This is a genomic window from Spirosoma luteum DSM 19990 (assembly GCF_000374065.1).
GTDB lineage: Bacteria > Bacteroidota > Bacteroidia > Cytophagales > Spirosomataceae > Spirosoma > Spirosoma luteum.
Genome location: NZ_KB893251.1, coordinates 67,951 through 88,027, shown reverse-complemented (window position 1 = coordinate 88,027; position 20,077 = coordinate 67,951). Strand labels below are relative to the sequence as shown.

At 53.6% G+C, this 20,077-nt stretch carries 20 protein-coding genes; 18 read left to right on the top strand and 2 right to left on the bottom strand.

What is annotated here, in order from left to right; translation table 11 throughout:
• Window positions 1-148 precede the first annotated feature (148 nt).
• Complete coding sequence (locus B156_RS0109975) at window positions 149-382, top strand: hypothetical protein (RefSeq protein WP_018619547.1); 234 nt, start codon at window positions 149-151, stop codon at window positions 380-382.
• 98 nt (window positions 383-480) lie between these two features.
• On the opposite strand, the gene B156_RS29015 is transcribed toward B156_RS0109975, so the two are convergent.
• Entirely contained in the window at window positions 481-1,371 is an 891-nt protein-coding gene (locus tag B156_RS29015) for an alpha-amylase family protein (RefSeq protein ID WP_018619546.1), read from the bottom strand.
• 210 nt (window positions 1,372-1,581) lie between these two features.
• Between B156_RS29015 and B156_RS0109965 the strand changes: the two genes are divergently transcribed.
• The gene (locus B156_RS0109965) at window positions 1,582-2,676 is read left to right on the top strand and encodes a Fic family protein (RefSeq protein ID WP_018619545.1); all 1,095 of its coding nucleotides are present in this window, start codon (window positions 1,582-1,584) and stop codon (window positions 2,674-2,676) included.
• Window positions 2,677-2,893: 217 nt separating this feature from the next.
• Here the strand turns inward: B156_RS0109965 and B156_RS29010 are convergent, their stop codons facing one another.
• Complete coding sequence (locus tag B156_RS29010) at window positions 2,894-5,029, bottom strand: putative Ig domain-containing protein (protein WP_425423304.1); 2,136 nt, start codon at window positions 5,027-5,029, stop codon at window positions 2,894-2,896.
• 1,008 nt (window positions 5,030-6,037) lie between these two features.
• Between B156_RS29010 and B156_RS32115 the strand changes: the two genes are divergently transcribed.
• The 16 genes from B156_RS32115 to B156_RS0109875 all read left to right on the top strand — a co-directional run bounded on the left by B156_RS32115 (window position 6,038) and on the right by B156_RS0109875 (window position 19,988).
• The gene (locus tag B156_RS32115; RefSeq protein WP_052635750.1) at window positions 6,038-8,539 is read left to right on the top strand and encodes a putative Ig domain-containing protein; all 2,502 of its coding nucleotides are present in this window, start codon (window positions 6,038-6,040) and stop codon (window positions 8,537-8,539) included.
• Between the two features lie 361 nt (window positions 8,540-8,900).
• A complete protein-coding gene (locus tag B156_RS0109950; protein ID WP_018619544.1) occupies window positions 8,901-9,827 on the top strand; it encodes a CPBP family intramembrane glutamic endopeptidase in 927 nt (308 codons plus the stop codon).
• 12 nt (window positions 9,828-9,839) lie between these two features.
• Window positions 9,840-10,202, top strand: coding sequence for a hypothetical protein (locus tag B156_RS0109945; protein ID WP_018619543.1), 363 nt, complete (start codon window positions 9,840-9,842; stop codon window positions 10,200-10,202).
• 445 nt (window positions 10,203-10,647) lie between these two features.
• Window positions 10,648-11,052 carry a globin domain-containing protein gene (locus tag B156_RS0109940; RefSeq protein ID WP_018619542.1) on the top strand — a complete coding sequence of 135 codons (405 nt, stop codon included), beginning with the start codon at window positions 10,648-10,650 and terminating at the stop codon, window positions 11,050-11,052.
• A gap of 288 nt (window positions 11,053-11,340) precedes the next feature.
• On the top strand, window positions 11,341-11,736 hold the full coding sequence (locus tag B156_RS0109930) for a hypothetical protein (protein WP_018619540.1): 396 nt from the start codon (window positions 11,341-11,343) through the stop codon (window positions 11,734-11,736).
• 75 nt (window positions 11,737-11,811) lie between these two features.
• Window positions 11,812-12,690, top strand: a complete 879-nt coding sequence (locus tag B156_RS0109925; RefSeq protein ID WP_018619539.1) for a DUF4595 domain-containing protein — start codon at window positions 11,812-11,814, stop codon at window positions 12,688-12,690.
• A gap of 309 nt (window positions 12,691-12,999) precedes the next feature.
• Entirely contained in the window at window positions 13,000-13,398 is a 399-nt protein-coding gene (gene yiaA / locus B156_RS0109920; RefSeq protein WP_018619538.1) for an inner membrane protein YiaA, read from the top strand.
• Between the two features lie 46 nt (window positions 13,399-13,444).
• Entirely contained in the window at window positions 13,445-13,654 is a 210-nt protein-coding gene (locus tag B156_RS0109915; protein WP_018619537.1) for a hypothetical protein, read from the top strand.
• Window positions 13,648-13,920, top strand: coding sequence for a hypothetical protein (locus tag B156_RS0109910; protein WP_018619536.1), 273 nt, complete (start codon window positions 13,648-13,650; stop codon window positions 13,918-13,920). The genes B156_RS0109915 and B156_RS0109910 overlap by 7 nt, the downstream gene beginning before the upstream one ends.
• Before the next feature lie 33 nt (window positions 13,921-13,953).
• A complete protein-coding gene (locus tag B156_RS0109905; RefSeq protein ID WP_018619535.1) occupies window positions 13,954-14,442 on the top strand; it encodes a globin domain-containing protein in 489 nt (162 codons plus the stop codon).
• Between the two features lie 295 nt (window positions 14,443-14,737).
• A complete protein-coding gene (locus tag B156_RS31915) occupies window positions 14,738-16,366 on the top strand; it encodes an FG-GAP-like repeat-containing protein (RefSeq protein ID WP_084757695.1) in 1,629 nt (542 codons plus the stop codon).
• Window positions 16,350-17,072 carry a hypothetical protein gene (locus tag B156_RS31910; RefSeq protein WP_018619533.1) on the top strand — a complete coding sequence of 241 codons (723 nt, stop codon included), beginning with the start codon at window positions 16,350-16,352 and terminating at the stop codon, window positions 17,070-17,072. Before B156_RS31915 ends, B156_RS31910 begins: the two co-directional genes overlap by 17 nt.
• Before the next feature lie 35 nt (window positions 17,073-17,107).
• On the top strand, window positions 17,108-18,313 hold the full coding sequence (locus B156_RS0109890) for a hypothetical protein (protein ID WP_018619532.1): 1,206 nt from the start codon (window positions 17,108-17,110) through the stop codon (window positions 18,311-18,313).
• A gap of 176 nt (window positions 18,314-18,489) precedes the next feature.
• Window positions 18,490-19,038 (top strand): DUF4468 domain-containing protein, encoded by a 549-nt coding sequence (locus B156_RS0109885; protein WP_018619531.1) that lies wholly within the window; start codon window positions 18,490-18,492, stop codon window positions 19,036-19,038.
• Window positions 19,039-19,062: 24 nt separating this feature from the next.
• On the top strand, window positions 19,063-19,569 hold the full coding sequence (locus B156_RS0109880; RefSeq protein WP_018619530.1) for a hypothetical protein: 507 nt from the start codon (window positions 19,063-19,065) through the stop codon (window positions 19,567-19,569).
• A gap of 56 nt (window positions 19,570-19,625) precedes the next feature.
• Window positions 19,626-19,988: a hypothetical protein gene (locus tag B156_RS0109875; protein ID WP_018619529.1), complete on the top strand. Its 363-nt coding sequence runs from the start codon at window positions 19,626-19,628 to the stop codon at window positions 19,986-19,988.
• Window positions 19,989-20,077 lie beyond the last annotated feature (89 nt).

Genomic DNA, 20,077 nt, shown 5'->3' with positions numbered 1-20,077 from the left:
AGCATCAGTAAGCTGGTTGGCAGATGTTTAAGGAAGCAGGTGTTTTAGTTGTAGATTCATTTGTTTGAGTTGTATTATATAAAGTTGGCAATTGGGGTTGGTCAGGTGCAGGCTTTTTGCTTATTTCGCCTGTCAACCCCCGCTGCTCATGCAACCCGCTGATTTTTCCAGACTCCCCGCCAACCAACAACTCGACACGCTGTACTTCACGGGTGACATTCTCGCTAATCGGTACGAAGAAGAAAACATCTTTCTGCTTTATAACCTCCGCGATTTCTACGTCGAGCTACGCTACGATGCCTACAACAGCAAACTGCATCAGGTGACGGCCTTCCGGGACACGGCGAAATTAGAGCCCTACCTGCCTTATCTGGCGATTTAAGTACCCTGTGTGAAATAAAGAAAGTGTTGCCGTATCCTTATGGAAACGGTAAGTTATCCGGTGCGCAAGAGGCAGAACGTAATATAATACTTTGCTTATCAATGAATTGGTATAGCAGTGGCGCGCAAAAGCTGCACTTCCATGGGGTGCAGCCGTACCCGCAACACCCGGACTGGTCCCTGGGTAACGCGGTCCCGCTCGTCATGGATTTGAACCGTACCCGCGTTCTTGGTCGAAATAACCCCCGGTGCCTGGGGCTGGGGATGATTACTGTATAAAAGGCTATACGCCGTTTGGTCCGCGTTCAGAATGGCATCCACAATAACATCCCCGTCGAAACTGCCCGTAGTTTGCGTGTTGGCCACGACCAGTACTTCCTGGTCGTGTAGAATTCGGGAGAAGGCAATGACACCCGGACTAAACGGTGAAATACCAAAATTCACCCCGTCTCCCGAAATAGGCCGAAAATATTGTCGGCCATATCGCAGTGCCGGTTGTTCGGCCCGTACCCGACTCAGTTGCCGGATGGCTTCGTAAAAAGGGTGCGTAGGATCAAAGGCATTTACCCCGTTGCCCCAGAGGGCTTCCCGTACGGCGGCATCACTATTCCCGTTGCCATGCAGGCCCTGCTCCGTTCCGTAGTACAGGCATGGAATACCCTGCAACCCGAACAGGCAGGCAATCCCCAGGGTCAATTGCCGGTCGAACTGGGTTGGATTAGCGGGATTGCGGTAGTAAAAGCGCTGCCGCATATCATGGTTATCCAGAAATGTCACAAAAAAATTAGTGACGTCGCCGTGCGTACTCAGGATGTTGCTTTCCACTGCCTTGCGGTGCATGAACATGTCTCGTATCACGAATGGAGCAGCCAGCCCCTTCGCTACGGTCGGGAGCCGGAAAAACAGCGGGAAGTCAAGGGCCGCATCCACCCCAATCGGTTCGTCGGTCAGGTTCGTGGTGCGGCCGATAAACTGATGGATAACCAACAAACGGTCAACACAAATTAGGACGGGTCACTGCTGAAACCGTTCATTTAAACGTCCAGTTAATCTCAGAAAATGCCCTAACATACCGATCCAGCCAACTAGCAATCTAAAAGGTTTGAATCGCGTATGCCTAGTTTATGATTATAAAAGCAGTCATGTACATAAAATGTACATCATAGTCGTATCGTGTACATTTTATGACCATATTTGTACATGATTCAATTTCAAGCCGAATTTCCTTACAATGAGCTACCCCCCTTACCGCCTGCGCGTGAACTCGTTGAAACCATACCGATCCTGCGCCAGGAAAGCCGGGCGGCTTCAGCACTTGCTGAATTAAAAGGGTTGAGCCGATTGTTACCTAATCCGGCTATCTTAATCAATGCCCTGGTACTCAAAGAAGCCAAAGCGTCCTCAGAAATTGAAAACTTTATTACCACCGATGATAAGCTCTATCGAGCTTTGACCGTCAAAGGACAAGATATTGATACTGCTACCAAAGAAGTACTTCGCTACCGACAAGCCCTCTACACGGGTTATCACTTTATTAAACAGAAGGGGTTTTTAAGCACCAACGGCATCCTTCAGATTCAACAGGAACTGGAGCAAAACCAGGCGGGCATCCGTCGACTTCCCGGTACGAGTCTACGGAATGATCGAACCAACCAAGTTATCTATACACCACCCGATGACCCGTCTGTGCTCAAAGAGTTAATGCATAATTTGGAAGCGTATCTCAATAATAGTGAACCTGACCAGGTTTCGACGCTCATTAAGCTGGCTATTCAACATTATCAGTTTGAAAGCATTCATCCTTTTTACGATGGCAATGGACGTACCGGACGCATTATCAATGTACTTTATCTACTCCTTCACGATTTATTGGGGGAGCCCATTCTTTATTTAAGTGGCTACATCATTGAGCACAAAGCGGACTATTACCGACTATTACAGGCGGTGCGAACCCAGCAGAACTGGTCAGACTGGATTGTATTTATTTTACAGGCAGTTGAGATAACGGCTCAGCAGACGATTGACCAAATTACCCGTATTCAACGGCTATTTGACCAGACGGTTGAGCAAGTTCGAAGCCAATCTCCCAAAGTATATAGCAAAGAGTTAATCGAGGTCTTATTCGAATACCCCTATAGTAAAATCGAGTACTTGGTTGATCGCCTACAAATCGACCGCCGGACGGCCTCTAAATATTTGCGTAGCTTGGAGCAGCTCGGCGTGCTTCGTGCTGAAAAGAAGTGGAAAGAAACGTTGTTTATTAATGTTGCCCTCTTTGATTTGTTGCGTCAATAGCAGACTATCAACGGAATTTAAGATGTAACCTATGTTGGTGATCAGTATAGATTAGTTCATTTGCTATCGTTCACGAAAAGGTCAATGATCATCATTAACTGAACTTACAGTGATCAGCTACCAAAACCGTTCATTCATACGTCCGAATCACCAAAGAAGCCGCGTTCCCAGAAAGGGGCGCGGCTTCTTTTATAAACCAGTCTGTCGAAGATAAGACCTACTCCGTTTTGAGCAGCTTGAGCGTCTGGCTTTGGGTGGACGTACTCACCCGCAGCAGCAGCACCCCCGCTGGAACCTGGCCCAAGTGGAGCGTCTGCCGCTCCACTTCCCCGGCCTTTCCAACTGACTGATCGCTCACCAGGTGACCCCGTTCGTCCCTCAGTTGCAGGCGCACCGATTGACCCTCGGCGCCCCGTACCTCCACGGCTACCGTTTCGCCCACCACCGGGTTGCCCAGCACCACTACCTTCAGCGGTACTTCGGGACTGACGCCCAGCCGTGCGCCCGGATTGCAGGCCGCCAGCCAGCCATAGCTGAAACTGGTGCTTACTCCGCTCTGCACCGCCCGCAAGTTGATGACTGGGTTGTCAGTATACAGGTTCAGGGTATAAGGCCCTGGATTGGTGGTCGGCAGCAGCTCATTGACCACCGAGAAACTCACCGGACTGCCATCCAGACCCGCGTACCGGGGATTGAAGGTTAGTCTGCGCTGGCCCGCTGACAGCACCTGACAACTCAGGGTCGTCACCCCCGTGATGCTGAACGTAGCTGTAGGTGGCGGAGGAGTACCACCCGCGTGACTCACCGTGAGGGTAAAGCTGGTGCTAGCACTTATGCTCCCCGGATCGGTCGCCGTTACGCTCACCGTGCTTACCCCCGACATACTTGGCGTTCCCGAGATGGTCGAAGGGGCCACGAAGTTCAGCCCCGCGGGCAGATTACTTACCGAGAGGGTCAACTGATTCGGCGTCTCGGCATCGGTGAACACACCCGCCAGCGAGAGNGTGTANNCCACACCNACCGTNGCCGANTGNGGNCNAACCGGACTCGCCACCGTGGGTGGGGTATTAGCCGTCGAGGAGCTACAGGCCGACAGCCAGTTGTAGGCAAANCTGCTGGCTATNCCGCTCTGCACNGCNNNCAGGGTNANNACCGGNTTNTCNGTGTACAGGTNCAGACGGTANGGNCCCGGATTGGTGGTGGGTGTCATTTCATTGACCACCGAGAAGCTCACCGGTGCCCCGTTCAGGCCCGCGTACTGTGGAGTGAAGGTCAGCCGGCGCTGACCGGCCGAGAGCACCTGGCAGCTGATGGTCTGCACGCTGGTGATGATGAAGCTGCCCGTTGGTGGAGGAGTACCCCCAGCTGGATTCACCGTCAGGGTAAAGCTGGTACTAGCCATCATCCCCCCCGGATCAGTGGCCGTCAGGCTCACCTGGCTCACGCCCGACATTGAGGGCGTACCCGAGATGGTCGAAGGAGCCACGAAGTTCAGCCCCGCGGGTAATCCCGTCACCGAGAGCACCAGGCTGTTGGGCGTTTGGGCATCGGTGAACACACCCGCCAGCGAAAGCGTATAGCCCACGCCTACCGTAGCTGACTGGGGAGGTACCGGGCTGGCCACCGTAGGCGGGGTGTTGGCTGTCGAGGAGCTACAGGCCGATAGCCAGTTGTAGGCAAAGCTGCTACTCACCCCACTTTGCAGAGCCCGCAGGGTGATCACTGAGTTATCGGTGTACAGATTCAGGGTGTAGGGACCCGGATTGGTCGTCGGCAGCAGTTCGTTGACCACCGAGAAGCTGACCGGAGAGCCATCGAATCCGGCGTAGCGGGGATTGAAGCTCACCCGGCGCTGACCCGCCGAAAGCACTTCGCAACTCAGGGTCGTCACACCCGTGATGCTGAAAGTAGCCGTGGGGGGCGGAGTGTTCGCCGGACTCACCGTGATGGTGAAGCTGGTGCTAGCCGACAGGCTACCCGGATCGGTGGCCGTGACAGTCACCGTGGTCACCCCCGACATCGACGGTGTACCTGAGACAATCCGACTGTTGGGGTCGAAGTTGAACCCGTTGGCCGGACTGATGCTGGCCATGTAGGTCAGTTGGTTGGGTGTTTCACTGTCGGTGAAGGCATTGACCGTGTAGGCGAAGGGCACGCCCTCGGTGGCCGTCTGGCTGGCGTTGGCCGTGGCCACCGGCCCCGAATTGACGGTGCTGACGGTCACGCTGGTGGAGCTGCTGCAGCCGCTGGCATTGGTGACGGTGACCGAGTAGGTGCCCGCCACAACGGTGATGCTGGTGGTAGTTTGTCCGGTAGACCAGGTCTGGGAAGTGCCGCCCGACGCGGTGAGCATGGTCGAGCCTCCGCTGGTAACGGTCAGGTTGCCGCTGATAGTGGCCGTGGGCACCGTGTTATTCTGCGACACGCTCACGCTGGCGATGCCCGAACAGCCGTTGCTCCCGTTGATCACCGTTACCGAGTACAGACCCGGACTGCTTACCGTCGCCTGATTGGAGGAACCGATCTGACTCGCGCCCGCGCTGAACTGATAGCTCAATTCACCGGGGCTGGCCGTTAAGGTTACGCTGGTGACGTTACAACTCAGCGTACCATTACTCGCTAGACTGGCCATGGGACCCGTGTTGTCCTGGCTGATGGTGATGCTCGTGGTGCTGAAGCAACCCGTAGCCGTGTTGGTCACCGTCACCGAATAATGGCCACTGGCATTCACCAGGGCCGTGTTACCGCTCTGACTGACCACGTTGGGACTGAACGTATAAGAGAGCGTCTCCCCGGCATTGCCCCTACCCGCCGTCAGCGTCAGGCTGGTCTGGGCACAACTCAGGGTGGTGGAGGGACTGGCACTCAGGGTAGGTACCGGAGCGGTAGTGTTCTGGCTCACGCTGATGGAGGTGCTGCTGCTGCAGCCGCTGGCATCGGCCACCACCACACTGTAACTGCCCCCTGAACTGACCAACGCCTGATTGCTGCTGCCAACCTGGCTGGCACCCGCGCTGAAGGTGTAGGAACTGCCCCCCCCCGCCGTCAGCGTCAAACTGGTCACCGCACAACTCAGGGTGGTGGAGGGGCTGGCCGTTAGCGTGGCCACCACCGCCGGTTTGGCACTCACCGTAGCCGTGGCCGTAGCCGAGCAGCTGCCGCTCGATACGGTCACCGAGTAGGTCCCCGCCGTAGCGGTTATGCTAGGGGTGGTTTCGCCCGTGCTCCACACATACGCAGTGCCGCCACTGGCCGTCAGGATGGTGCTCAAACCAGAGCACACGGTGAGGTTGCCACTGATACTAGCGGCTACTAAAGCCGGATCGGCCGTGACAGTGATAGAAGCCAAGGCCGTACAGCCGTGGGCAGTTTCTTAAAGGACCCCGCCATCCAAACCTCTGGTGTCAGCGTTGCCGTTACGTCGGGGGATGGGATGAACTATCAGCTATCCACTACGCAGAATCCGGCCGGAACGAACAACGGATTACAAGCTGTGGCTTATGGCAATGGACTGTTCGTTGCCGTTGGGAAGAAAGCCAGTATCCAAACGTCTACGGATGGTAAAACCTGGCAACTCCGCTATGAAGATGCGCTCAAATCGCTCAGTGATATTGCTTATGGCGGGGGGCAGTTTGTGGCGATCGGCCTGGGCGGACTGGTTCTGCGCTCAACCAATGGACTGGCCTGGGCACCGGGTTCAAGCGGCTCTGCCACTAACTATAAAAGCATCACCTTTGCCAACGGACAGTTCGTGGCCGTTGGGTCAAATACCATCGGAACGTCACCCGATGGTATCACCTGGACGACCCATACTTTAGCTCCGAATAATTATTTTTTGACCAGCGTTGCTTACGGAAATGGTACGTATGTGGCAGTTGGGATTGGAGTTGGGGTGAACAGTTCGGTGTTCCGGTCGGCGGATGGGATTACCTGGACGGCAGCCCCATCGTTAGCTGGTAATGTATTTGATATTACATTTGGCAATGGCCAGTTTGTAATTGGAGGGCAGGTAGGGCTCATCGGAATTAAAACCTCACCAGACGGTCTGTCCTGGACAGACCGTGAACCTGACGTGTCTGGTGTGGTTAAGAGTTTAACGCACGGGAATGGCCTGTTTGTGGCCGTTGGAAATAATGCAGCCTTTACTACCTCCCCCGACGACGGGCAATCACCGGTCAATCAGGCACCCATCGTGGCGAACAGTATTCCTAATCAGCTGGCAACGGTAGGTAAGTTATTCAGCTACGGCATCCCGGCCAACACCTTCTCCGATCCCAACGGGGACGCGCTGACCCTGTCCGCATCGGGTCTGCCCAGCGGGTTAATTTTGAGCGGCAGTACCATTAGCGGTACCCCCACTGTTCAGGGCGCATCGACTGTAACGGTAACCGCCACCGATCCGGGCAACCTCTCCGTCAGTACCCAGTTCACCATCACGGTCAATCCGGCACCCATCAATCCGGTAGCTCCGGTGGCCCCCGCGCTGCCCAATCAGGTGGCTACTATGGGTAGTATGTTCAACTACGTGGTGCCCGCCTTCACCGGTACAGCTCCCATTACTTACTCGGCCGGGGGCTTACCCTCCGGGCTGAGTTTCAATGTAAATAACCGTACTATCAGCGGTACACCCACTGCGGTAGAAACTCCCACCGTCACCATCATGGCCATTAACGCTGCAGGCCAGAGCACGGGGCAGTTCACCATCACCGTCAGTGCAGCCCCCGTCAATCCAGGTGCCTTCGCCATCACGGGCGTAACACTGGTGAGTTGTCAGGCGATATCGGCTACCCAGCGTCAGCTGGTCTTTACCCCCCAGTATGCGGGCACTACCGGCCAGCCCATCAGCTTCTCGGTGGCCAACGAGATGCTGCCCACCACCAATCCGGGGCCGTACACCCTGACTATGTACACCGACAACCCCACCATCACGCTCAAAGCCACCCAGAGCGGCACGACGGGCGAGGCTTCTTTTAGCTACAACTGGCTGACAGCTTGCACCGGTGGACAGCCCCCAGTCAATCAGCCACCCGTTGCGCCGGTCATTCCTGATGCCAGCGCCACAGTCGGTCAGGTCTATTCACAAATCATTCCGCCATTCACCGACCCCGAAGGTCAGAGTCTGACTTATAGCATAACGGGGTTACCCCCCGGTTTGCTCGTCATCGGCGGAGGAAACATCGTCGGTCCACCCACCACTGCGGGTGTTTATATAATTACCGTGACGGCTACTGATCCGGGTGGGTTGAGTGCCAGTGCTACCTATACCCTGACCATAAACCCGGCCGGGAGCAATCCGGGGGCGTTTGCTATCACGGGCGTAACACTGGTGAGTTGTCAGGCGATATCGGCTACCCAGCGTCAGCTGGTCTTTACCCCCCAGTATGCGGGCACTACCGGCCAGCCCATCAGCTTCTCGGTGGCCAACGAGATGCTGCCCACCACCAATCCGGGGCCGTACACCCTGACTATGTACACCGACAACCCCACCATCACGCTCAAAGCCACCCAGAGCGGCACGGCGGGTGAAGCCTCCTTCTCCTACAACTGGTCATTAGCCTGTAGTGGCAGCATGGGAGCCCGCACGGGGATCGGTGTCTCAGTGGAGCACTTGTTGGACGTACGACTACTGGGCAATCCGGTGGAGAACGGAGCGCTATCGGTCGAGGTGCGGGGCGCGGGTGGTCAGCCGGTGCAGCTAAGCCTGACCGATCTGCGGGGGCAGATGGTGGGTTCGTATCAGGTGTTGCAGGCGGACATTGCTGAGCAGCATACCTTTGAGATCGACCAACAACCATCGGGTCTGTACCTGCTGCGGGTCAGCACACCTACTCAAATACGGACGGTAAAGGTGCTCAAGCGATAGTTGAAGTACGTTGTCCACGCACACCCAGAAAGTTCCTCCGTCATTCGCGCCGGGGGGACTTTCTGGATGTATTGTCTATCAAATGGTTGCGAACGGAATGGTTTCTAACCGTACTAAAAACACTTCATAGTCAACTACCTACGACTTATTGGTCGGAATGCTCCACTCGCACTGAAATTTTTGCCGGTCGGCCTTGCCGCCCTCACCTTTGGCCTGTCAAACTATACAGAGAAACACAAATCGCCAGTTTACCATTTTTGTGGCCTATACCTTTCAAAACCAGCCACTTCCATGTTGATACCTGATCGGTTTGCCTGCTCTGTTAAGTTGGCTACTACCATTACACGTAAAAAACTATACCATGGAAATTAAAGACCGTAGCTACCGAATCCTGCACTTTCCCCTGTCACAAATTCTGCTTGGCATTATCATTTGCTGTGGAATCGTGGCCATTGGACAGGTAAGCGTTATCCAACTGCTTAAGTTAACGGCTCTTGACAAGGACGCTAAAACTCTGATCAACGGTATGGTTGCCGCCCTGTTAATCGTTGGCAGCTACATACTATGGTTCAGGTTTTACGAAAAAAGAGCTATCTCCGAACTGTCGTTAACCGGAATGAGCGGGTGGTTAATTGCCGGAGTTACGTTAGGAGTGGTTTTGCAATCCCTGACGATTGGGGTAATCTACCTGGCCGGAGGCTTTCGGATCATTGCCGTTAATTCCCTTCTATTCGCAGTTCCCTCCCTGGCGGGCGCTTTTGTCGCGGCCGTTTTTGAGGAAATTATCGTTCGCGGAATCATATTCCGCCTTCTGGAGAAAAGATGGGGGAGTTACGTGGCTCTGCTCCTTTCGGCATTAATCTTCGGTGCTATGCATCTGGCCAATCCGAATAGCTCCCTGATTGCTGCGCTGGGGCTTGCCATACAAGCCGGGCTCTTGCTGGGTTCTGCCTACATCTACTCCCGAAGTTTATGGTTCCCTATCGCTATTCACTTTGCCTGGAACTTCACTGAAACCGGAATTTTCGGGGCAAGTGTGTCGGGAAATGCAGTGGGCAAGGCTTTATTAACGACAAAGATTGACGGAGCCGACTGGCTTACCGGTGGAAAATTCGGACCGGAGGGGTCCATCCAGGCAACACTGTTTTGTCTGGCAGTCACGGTTGTTCTGCTGCTGCTGAGTTACCGACAAAACAAACTGATACCGGCTGCCACCCGCTCTAACCTGTTTTATGGCGATAAGAGGACCAATAATAACAAAAAACTAAGCAATTCACTCACCCGTTAACGCATAGATACCATGATGATTCTGGTGGCCGGGCCCTATCGCTCCGGCACTAACGACGACCCGGCTCTGATGGCCAAAAACCTTCATCGGCTCGAAGCCGTATCTTTATCCTTGTTTCGGGCGGGCCACCTGCCCATGATCGGCGAATGGGTCGCCCTCCCGCTCTGGCACCTGGCGGGTGGCAAAACACCCGGCTACGCAGCGTGGCAGGAAATTTTGTATCCTGTCGCGCACCATCTGCTGAACCGGTGCGATGCCATACTACGGCTCCCCGGCGAGTCTAGGGGGGCTGACGAAGACGTTCGGCTGGCTACCGAACGCGGCCTACCGGTGTACAATCGGCTGGATGATGTACCGGAGGTATCCCGAATCTAAAAACCGGTGCAGAAGACATTCGCAGCAACCACACGCTCATGGCTAACGAAAAACAATCCTCGCTGAATGGTCCGTCAACGACCTCGAAGATGGCTCCTCCCTGACTGTCACCGTCCTTAGCTGCCCTGAACCGAGATCAGTCGCTACCTGGCTTTTAGGTTCTTTAGATTGGGCAAAACCGTCAACGTCGAGTCAAACGCGGTGGCGCGCTGAGCCTATCCGTCTATACATATTGGTCGTAGTCTTATAGGTTTGATGAGTTTCCGGGCCTTGCCGGTAGCTCGCTATAGTTAGCGTAGGTTGAACTGGCGTTTATCAATCATACTGGTGGGAAAACGATTGACACCTTAAAAAGTACGGCTTATGTGGGGAAATAGGTTTCATAACCCGTTCCCTGTTCCTTTATCTGCCTGCCAGCGTTATACAGCTTATGGTACCTGTTCCGATGACGAACCAACAAATTCAACTCGTCAAACAGACCTGGAAATTGCTCCGCGAGGTTGACCCGGCGGTGCTGGGTGATGTTTTTTACGGACGATTATTTTTTAAATACCCGATGCTGCGTCCCATGTTTAAAGGACCCATGGCGAACCAGTACCAGAAGTTCATCGACATGCTGAGTATCATTGTGGCCCGTATAGACCGGCCTGATACCATAGCGCAGGAGATCGGTGCCATGGCCCGGAGCCACGCCGGGTATGGCGTGCAGCCTCACCACTACGAGGACGTTAAAGATGCGCTGCTGTGGACCTTGGAACGAGGACTGGGGGCCGACTGGAACGCCGATGTGCAACAAGCCTGGATTGCCTGTTATGATGCGCTCACCCACGCTATGCTACAGGAAGAATAAAGACCAACTGAGTCAGTCTGGTTAGCTGAAGCCCTTCGCCGTTGGTGTGGAGGGCTTTTTTGTTGCCCCGTTGTTCGGAATGACGGGCATCGGATTAATTCCGTAAACGGCTCATCACCATTCGACTACGATTCAACGCCCGGATTACCGCCACTGGGGGCGAAACTTTTGATGCTCCCCGGCACACCCCTCACCTTTACAGCACAATACAGCAGGGGACGCCGAAAACCTGAAAACGAGTAGGCAAAAAAACGAACAGTAAACAACATTTTAAACACCATCAAAATTATGTTACACCATTCATTTTTCAAGAGTCTGCTGGCAGGCGCCTTCGCCCTGGCCGGTTCGGCCACCTTCGCCCAAACGGCCACCCCGCCCGACCAAATTATGGTTTTGGTTTACCCAATCAGTCAGGCCAACAAAATCTGTTTAGAGGTTAAAAAACAACCAAACGCGTTTGTCTCTGTGCAACTGCTGACTCCAACGGGCGAAGTACTCTACCAAGACCACTTACCAAAAAAAGGGGATCGGTTCAGTCAGGTTTTTGACATGAACCAACTGAAAGACGGCGTGTACACACTGCGCATCAAACAGGGTAAAGACGTCATCGTTAAGTCGATTCAATTGCAGACTTCGGCTCCTGCCCCGGCTATCCAGGAACGGTTTCTGACGTTGGGCAACTAAGCCTGAAGCGTCTTAGCTAACCACTCCTTACGAATCAAAAACAACTCCACCAATCGATCAAAACAACCAATTTCAATGAACACGTTATTTCCCAAAATTGCACTTGCCGTAGCCATCGGCTCCATTTCCTGCCAGACCGAAAATCTGGTCAATCCCGACCAGCCTTCAGCAGTAGCTAAGCAAACCATAAACGACATCATTCCGATCAATCTTCCCAAATTTACCCTCGTAAAAGACGGACCGCAGACCGTTTGCTACTACCCGGACGGTCGTTTAAAGCGCGTAATTTATGGCCTGGACGTACCGGGCAACACCAGCGAGCGCACGGACTATACATATGACAGCCATTCGGTTAAGGCGACGATGACCAGCGAAAACAAAGTGTATTCAGAAGAAACGTACGTGCTCGATGCCACCGGCCGCTGCTTCCAGTACCGAGCGTATACCTACCCCAATGGCAGTACGACCAAAATAAAGTACATGTACAACTATTCATACACCTACGATTCGCAGGGCCGGTTAAAAACCTGGGCAGATAACGCCAACTCGTTACTGTACCAATATACCTACAATGCAGACGGTGATCTAAGTTTGGTAATCCTGCAAAAGGGGGGCACAGCGCAGGAAGAGTTCACCTTCGCCTATAAACTGCCGAATGCGGTCACTCTTTTGCCGGACAGTTATCCGCTCAATGCCCAGTTAAACTTCAAATGGTGGGGGCTGCTTTCAGATACGTATCTGGCTGTTTTCGGAACGGCCAGCAGTCATCTGGTGAAGCGCGTTACCCGGAAGAATCTACTGACCAATCAGGTGACCCAGAACACTACATTCACTTACACACTGGACGCGAATGGCTACGTGACCAACAGAACGAGCGTTAACGATTTAACCGGAATTACGCTGGATACCAAGGCGTATGAATACGAAGCCGCCGATACGTTGCCAACGTTTTAACCCGTTTTCCGACGTAGCAGACATATAGCAGTCGCCTGGATTGGTAATGATAACTGCCAGCGTTGCAGCCTGGAATACGACTCTTTCAAAAGCCCTCCGTCGCAAACGACGGAGGGCTTTCTGGTTAGTGGTCACCGGGCTAATCGCCTGCTGTTTTGAACCTGGTTTTTTTTAAAACGACTCGCGGTCAATTACCTACGGTTCATCGCTCAATCGCGACTGTTCAGGACGGAATTTTTGAAACGTGGGTGTTGTCAACGGCATATTTGTTTCGTAATCGTTTCTACATCCTTTTATCACCCAATTATCATGCATCAAAAAACATCTGCCGCCTTCGTTGGCGCGTCTTGGCTAGCTCTCGGAGTGGGTATGCTGGGCTATCTGACTGGCCTGTGGCGGTCCGACATGCTCCTGAATGAAAAGGGGTTTTACTTCACCATCCTCATGTTCGGCATTTTCGCCGTGGTATCGGTCCAGAAAAGTGTGCGCGACCGGTTAGAGGGCCTTCCCGTAACGGACATGTATTACGGCATCTGCTGGCTGTCCACCATCCTGTCTATTACGCTACTGACGGTTGGCTTGTGGAACGCCACGCTGCTGCCGAGTGAAAAAGGCTTTTATGCTTTTTCCTTCCTGATGGGTTTGTTCGGAGCCATTGCCGTTCAGAAAAATACCAGAGACAATCAGGAAGTGTCAAAGAAAGAGTAAGTCGATTCACATTCACCCACTTTTTGCTCATCTACTACTACCACTCATGAAACTACTCCTCTGCAAACTGGCGACCCTACTCTTCGGGGTTCTGGCTGTCGGTTTTCTATCCAAACTGCAAACGGTGGCCCTGCACCTGCATCACGGCGACATGCTGGGGGCTTCGCTGGCCCTGGTAAGTACCATCTTTGGCACCCAATGGATTGAATACCGAAAACGGACGGATACGACCACATCTCCGCCCAACCCATGCTGACCCGATTCGCGTTGCAGGTGGCGGGTTTCGCCGGGCTCTATGCTCTGCTGCTGCTGGCTTCGCTTCCGTTTCTCGTTTATTTCGGCAAGCCCAAACCCTGGCAAAAAGTAGCTGAATTTCTGCTGTCCTTCCCCCTCGACAATGAAAAACCAGGCCTGTTCTCGTTTGCCGGTGCCGCCCTCGTCGTTTTGATTAACGGCCTGATTTGGGGCATAGCGGTAGTGGGAATAGGCTGGCTGGGAAAGCTGGCAATCAATAGCTTATAAACAAAATCCATTTACAAAAAACTAATTAACAACATGACTACCGACCAAAAACAACTCATCAAAGCCACCATTCCTGCGCTAAAAGAACACGGGGTATTGCTAACGACGCACTTCTACCAGCGTTTGTTCACCCATTATCCCAACCTGAAAACCGTCTTCGACATGGCCAATCAGGAAAGCGGTCGGCAACCCATAGCGTTAGCGGCTGCAGTACTGGCTTATGCTCAGCACATCGACAATCCATCGGTGCTGGAGCCAGCGCTGACCCGCATTGGTCATAAACATACCAGCCTGAACATTCGCCCGGAGCACTATCCCATCGTTGGCGAGCAGTTACTGGCTTCCATTAGCGAGGTGCTGGGGGAAGCGGCTACGCCCCAGCTGCTGGATGCCTGGGCAGCCGCCTACGGGCAGTTAGCCAGCCTGATGATTGGCATTGAAGCTGCCCTGTACGAAGCTAAGACCGAAACGCCCGCCGTACCGGTGCCTAAATCAGGTTGCCCTATGCATCAGATGTGTTGAGTTCGCTCATGTAGCTGGTTCATACCGATCACGTATATAGTCTATCGTTAGCCTTGCTGCTTATACTACTGGCCTGTAGAAGCCGGGTGGTGTCGTCTCTCCAGCATCGTAAGGTCTCCCCATCCCAATTGACTGCTTTCCCGCCAAGATGCTAGCCAACGGTTCATCGCGTGTGGTCTGCGATTGACTGGCCCAACCCGGCCACTCGTACGGAAATAATTGTTGAAAAGCTATCCCTACGCTACGTTCGCATCGTCAGTAATCCAATCGTTCACTTTTTAACCAGTTAATCTTTATGTTCTATTCTCTACTCATGCATCCGGCTAACTTGTGGGATCGACTTCGTATAGCTAAGCCCATTCTGACCAGTGTCCGTTGCGGCTTGTGGTTAGGTTTTCTCCTGACTTCATTAATTACCGTGAGTTGGGGTCAGTGTTTCAATTCAGCCACCAACTTTGCCGTAGGTAGTACTCCTTATTCGGTGGTAAAGGGCGATTTCAATACCGATGGTAAGCCTGATCTGGTTACAGTAAATACGGATGCCAATACCATTTCGCTACTACTTAACAACGGCAGTGGCGGCTTTGGAGCGGCCATTAATTTCAGTGTGGGTAATTCGCCCCGTTCGGCAGCGGTGGGTGATTTCAATGGTGATGGCAAGCTCGATCTAGCTACCGCTAACGCCAGCAACACGGTTTCGGTATTGCTGGGTGATGGCAACGGGGGATTTACTACCTCCAGCATTAGTGTGCCTGGTATTCCTTTATCAGTGGCCGCAGGTGACGTTAACGGGGACGGTAAGCTTGATCTGGTAACTGGCACCTACAGTAATGGTACGGTTACAGTGATGCCGGGCAATGGCAGCGGTGGCTTCGGTAACCAAACCAGCTTTAGTGTGGGTCATCAGCCCACGTCGATAACGATGGGTGACCTTAATGGCGATGGCAAGCCCGACCTTGCAACTTCGAATCAAAACACCGATAAGCTATCTATACTGTTGAACAACGGCAGTGGAGGCTTCGGGCCTGCGTCTGACGTCAATACGGGTGGTGTTACCTATTCCGTAGCCCTGGGCGACTTTAACGGGGATGGCAGGCCTGATCTGGCTACGGCTAGTTCCAACACAAAAACAGTTTCAGTGCTATTAGGTACTGGCACCGGGAGTTTTGGTAGTACTACTAATTTCAGTTTAGTTGGCTATCCCAATTCACCGGTGGTAGGTGACTTTGATACTGACGGCAAGCTCGATATTGCGGTTGTATATGCTGGTGGCCAGGTTTCGGTGTTGCCGGGTATCGGTAATGGAAGCTTCGGACCAGAGACCTTTTTTACGGTAGACGCGGGTGGCCTATCGATGGTGGCGGGCGACTTCAACGGAGATGGCAGGCCTGATCTGACTATGGCTAACTACATCGCAAAAACCGTCTCCATACTTTTGAATTGCCCAAGTCAGCAACCAAACACGCCCCCCACGGTGGCTAACGTCATCCCGGCTCAGGTGGGTACGGTAAATCAAAACTTCAGCTATGACATACCGATGAATAGCTTCACTGACGCGGAAACGCCCAATAACCTGACCTATTCAGTGAACGGCTTACCTGCTGGACTGGTCTTTACCGGACCAATTAACATCAATGGTATACCCACTACGGCGTTAGGCTCACCCTTCACCGTCACCGTTACAGCGACTGATCCGGGCGGGCAATCTGTCGGTCAATACTACGTTCCTGCTCACCATCAACACCGCTGTGGTCAACCCACCGCCCCCGCCTGCTGCTGGCTTCGCTATCACAAACGTAACGACAGTCAACTGCACGACGGTCACGGCGGGTCAGCGGACATTGACCTTCACGCCGATCTATGCCGGGACAACCGGCCAGCCCATCAGTTTCTCGGTGGTCAACGAAATGTTATCTACCACTAACCCCGGCCCTTATACGCTGTCGATGTACACCGACAACCCAATTATCACCCTTAAGGCTACCCAGACGGGAACCGCCGGTGAAGTTAGTTTCGTCTACAACTGGCTGGCCGTTTGTGGAGCTGGCTCACCGCCACCACCGCCACCGCCTTCGGGCAACTTTGCCATTACGGGCATCAGCACGGTGAGTTGCCAGATGATCTCGGCTACCCAGCGCTCGCTTAGTTTTACCCCAACATACAACGGTCAGAACGGTCAGCCCATCAGCTTCTCGGTGGTCAACGAAATGGTACCTACCACCAACCCCGGCCCTTACACGCTGTCGATGTATATTGACAACCCAGTCATTACCCTTAAGGCGACGCAAAGTGGTACGCCGGGCGAAGTTAGTTTTGTCTATGACTGGCTGGCTGGCTGCACGGGTAACGCCCGGCTAGGAGCCGAACCGGGAGTCAACGCCTGGACCCTGCGGTCGCTGGGCAACCCCGTCACGAGCGAGATAGTCGTTGAACTGGCAGACGCAACGGGTCAGCCGGTAATCTTGTCCCTAATTAGCCCGACGGGTTGGGTTGTGGAGCGTCGGATGGTGACTCCCGCGACGTTAGCTCACCGGGAGGTGTTCGATGTGGCGGATCAGGGGGCCGGTATGCTACTACTGCGGGCAGAGAGTGCCAGCCGGAATCAGACGCTGAAATTACTGAAGCAATGAGTTTTAGACCGACATCCCTGTTTCAACTACGTACTATGGTGACATTGACCAGCTTTCTTGCCTTGTTGGGCTGTTCGTCAGACGCTCAGAATCAGGTTACCCGCGGCCCATTTACCATCGGCTATACCCTTGAGCGGGATTACCGCCTAAACCTGTATAATAGCAATGCCAACGGCAAACTGATCGGTAGCCACGCGACCTCCTACTTCAAGGTCAACTACCAGGGTAAGCGCGTGGCGTTGACCACCACTGAAGGCAAAAAAGCGCAAATCTGGGAGGCCCGGTTTCTGGGCGATGCTCCCAGAACCGCTATCCTGGCTACCGGCAACAGCATCTACCTGATTACCGACGACAACCGGTCTGCCGGTGCGGGTCAGGCACGCGTAACCACCGTCACTACCGCAGGTGGCGAGTTGAGCAGCTACCAGTGGCTTGATAGTGACCACGGGCAACCCGGCAGAGAGCAGACCCGAACCCCGATGGATAACTCCGGCTCGTCCCGGTTTTTGTCGGGTGGGCGCTACCTGCTGGTCAATGACCGGAGTGTGCTGGATGTACACAACCTAACGAATCACCCCTTCGATCTGATTAGTGAAGTCGTGATACAGCAATCAGACGGTTTTGTCCGGGTTAGTGGTTCCCAACTGGTTAGCTTCTCGCCCGGCAAGACGCAACTCGTGTTTCTCGGCTCACGGCCAAACCAGCAGAGCAATCGGCTCGAGTATGCCCTGCTTGCCGTTGACTTCGTGAAGAACCATACCTACGTCGTTCCTTTCCGTGCGTCGGCTACCCACTTTATCTGGATGAGCGATGCCACCTACGATTGGTTTGCCACGTACTTCGACTGGACAACTGACAGGCAGGGTAAGGAAGTACTGAGCCTACATCCTTACACGCAACACCCGGCCTGGCATGGCAAGTGGGACCAGTATCCGGGTGAGAATCAGCCAATCCGCTACGAACTGAAACCGGTGCTGCCCGGTATGTTTGATCACTTCATGAACTGGGCAAAAAAACAGTACCCAGCCATCGAGCCAACAATAAACCGGTACGAAGGTATGGTCAGTGCTAAATTCACCCTGAACGGGTCCGTGTTCAACCTATACGTTCGTGGTGATTATAAAAGCCTGGGCCTGGAAAGTACGGACCAGGTTCTGCTCAAAACTATCGGCGATCAGTTTGACAGAGAGTTACGCGAAGGCCGTTTCCAGGACGCATTTGCCGAGATGGACCCCGACTGATTGCGGGTCAGGAAACGCGATAACCGCCAAACGATTCGTAGCCATCCCGTTACGATTGATCTACTGAAATGCCACGACTCGACCTTAAATAATTGCGGAACAGGGTCGCCAGACCCACCTTCGTACCATCAATTCGCCCTGTTGGCAAAACACGAATCATAAACCATCCAAACGCCATGCGCTTTTTTTTAATCGGTCTGTTAATGGCCTTCCTGATAAATCCCAGTTACGGCGTTGTGGATTGTCCACCAGCCATCACCAACGGAAAACTTTACGGCATCCTGCCCGTAGTGAACCAGAAACTAAGCTATTCCGAAGTGGCCGACTGCGGGGCTGTTTCGCAGGCGGATCTGTTCCGGCGCGCCCGGCTGTGGGCCGCGCAGTCCTGTCACGCACCCGGCGACACGTTCTCCCTGAGCGACAAAGAAACCGGCGACCTGGTCGGGCGCGTATCGCAGGTGGTTACTCTGCCCCGTTCGGAGCATTCGGCCGGTGGTGTATATACGTTTCAGTACAGTTTTATTATCGAGTGTACGAACCGGAAATACCGGGCAACTATCACCCAGCTTGACGTGCTGGAGAACGGCGGCAAAGCAACGCCAATTGAAACCTACTGCCAGAAAAACGAAGCTGATCTCAGGGTGATTTACGCGGCTCTCGATGGCCAAATCAGAGACCGGCTGGCATCACTTCAGGAAGGCGTGAAGAACTACAAACCCTTTTGATCACAGCTCCTGTCCATTTTATTTATGAATCGCACGGCTGCTCTTCTACTCGGGCCTGAACTGGTCTGGCTACTACTGCTGGCTATGGCCGGGATAGTTGTGTCTGCCAATCAACCGCTTACCGGCGCAGGTCGTGGCACCCTGGTTCTGATGAAATTGTTTCTGCCTTCGGTGGGCGTCATGCTCGCGTTTGTGCCCTTATTCTGGGCACCAGGTAGCCAAAGTTGGTTTCTGGGGCGCATTGTCTTTGCCAGCTTAGTGGGCGTAGTGGGGTTAATCTATTTTTTGAGTAGAGCAGCCAGCTACGATGACAGCCGCAATGTTGGCCTTACCCTGGGGTTTGTGGGTTTCGTGTTCATAGGCTGGACGGTTCTGGCCCTGATGGGCGGTGTGGCCACGCTGTTCCTGCTTTCTCACTGGCCCTTTCTACCCGTGTTGACATGGATACTCATTCTCTTCGCGCTCTTTATGATCGCGCTGTGGATTATATGGACGTTCAACATAGGTTCTGGAAAAGCCCTTGGCGGGTGAGCCTAAAGCCAATTTATCTGCTTGATACATAAAATCACCTTATCCATTTTACCCGTATGACTACCGAAAAAACAATCCTCGACGAATGGTCCGTCAAAGACCTCGAAGATGGCTCCTCCCTGACTGTCACCGTCCTAAGCTGCCCTGAATTGGGCAACCAGTCGCTGCCCGGCATTCAGGTGCTGTGCATGGGCACTATCGTAAACTTTGAACCCGGCATCGTGGAGCGCTGGGCGTATCAGGCCACCAAAGCGGGTGTCGAAGAGTACCTAATCGAAGATAAATCCTGGCTGGTACACGAAGATCAGTTCGTGAAAAACTATCTGCTGGTGGGGTCGCCCCTCAAAGCGAAAGTATCGGTGAAAACCCGCAGTTCAAAAGTCATCAGCCGGGAGTACGACCTGCCGTTCGACGTATAATTATAACCGGCACTGATGAAATCGCTTTTGATAGCTCTGACGTGGGCGGCCCTAACGTGTGCCGCTCTAACGTGGGCCTCCCTAAACGG

Excerpts from the sequence above, each read along its gene's own strand:
- B156_RS0109975 (WP_018619547.1), top strand. The coding sequence starts at position 149 with ATGCAACCCGCTGATTTTTCCAGACTCCCCGCCAACCAACAACTCGAC.
- B156_RS0109965 (WP_018619545.1), top strand. The coding sequence starts at position 1,582 with ATGATTCAATTTCAAGCCGAATTTCCTTACAATGAGCTACCCCCCTTA.
- B156_RS0109950 (WP_018619544.1), top strand. The coding sequence starts at position 8,901 with ATGGAAATTAAAGACCGTAGCTACCGAATCCTGCACTTTCCCCTGTCA.
- B156_RS0109945 (WP_018619543.1), top strand. The coding sequence starts at position 9,840 with ATGATGATTCTGGTGGCCGGGCCCTATCGCTCCGGCACTAACGACGAC.
- B156_RS0109940 (WP_018619542.1), top strand. The coding sequence starts at position 10,648 with ATGACGAACCAACAAATTCAACTCGTCAAACAGACCTGGAAATTGCTC.
- B156_RS0109930 (WP_018619540.1), top strand. The coding sequence starts at position 11,341 with ATGTTACACCATTCATTTTTCAAGAGTCTGCTGGCAGGCGCCTTCGCC.
- B156_RS0109925 (WP_018619539.1), top strand. The coding sequence starts at position 11,812 with ATGAACACGTTATTTCCCAAAATTGCACTTGCCGTAGCCATCGGCTCC.
- yiaA (WP_018619538.1), top strand. The coding sequence starts at position 13,000 with ATGCATCAAAAAACATCTGCCGCCTTCGTTGGCGCGTCTTGGCTAGCT.
- B156_RS0109915 (WP_018619537.1), top strand. The coding sequence starts at position 13,445 with ATGAAACTACTCCTCTGCAAACTGGCGACCCTACTCTTCGGGGTTCTG.
- B156_RS0109910 (WP_018619536.1), top strand. The coding sequence starts at position 13,648 with ATGCTGACCCGATTCGCGTTGCAGGTGGCGGGTTTCGCCGGGCTCTAT.
- B156_RS0109905 (WP_018619535.1), top strand. The coding sequence starts at position 13,954 with ATGACTACCGACCAAAAACAACTCATCAAAGCCACCATTCCTGCGCTA.
- B156_RS31915 (WP_084757695.1), top strand. The coding sequence starts at position 14,738 with ATGTTCTATTCTCTACTCATGCATCCGGCTAACTTGTGGGATCGACTT.
- B156_RS31910 (WP_018619533.1), top strand. The coding sequence starts at position 16,350 with ATGTTATCTACCACTAACCCCGGCCCTTATACGCTGTCGATGTACACC.
- B156_RS0109890 (WP_018619532.1), top strand. The coding sequence starts at position 17,108 with ATGGTGACATTGACCAGCTTTCTTGCCTTGTTGGGCTGTTCGTCAGAC.
- B156_RS0109885 (WP_018619531.1), top strand. The coding sequence starts at position 18,490 with ATGCGCTTTTTTTTAATCGGTCTGTTAATGGCCTTCCTGATAAATCCC.
- B156_RS0109880 (WP_018619530.1), top strand. The coding sequence starts at position 19,063 with ATGAATCGCACGGCTGCTCTTCTACTCGGGCCTGAACTGGTCTGGCTA.
- B156_RS0109875 (WP_018619529.1), top strand. The coding sequence starts at position 19,626 with ATGACTACCGAAAAAACAATCCTCGACGAATGGTCCGTCAAAGACCTC.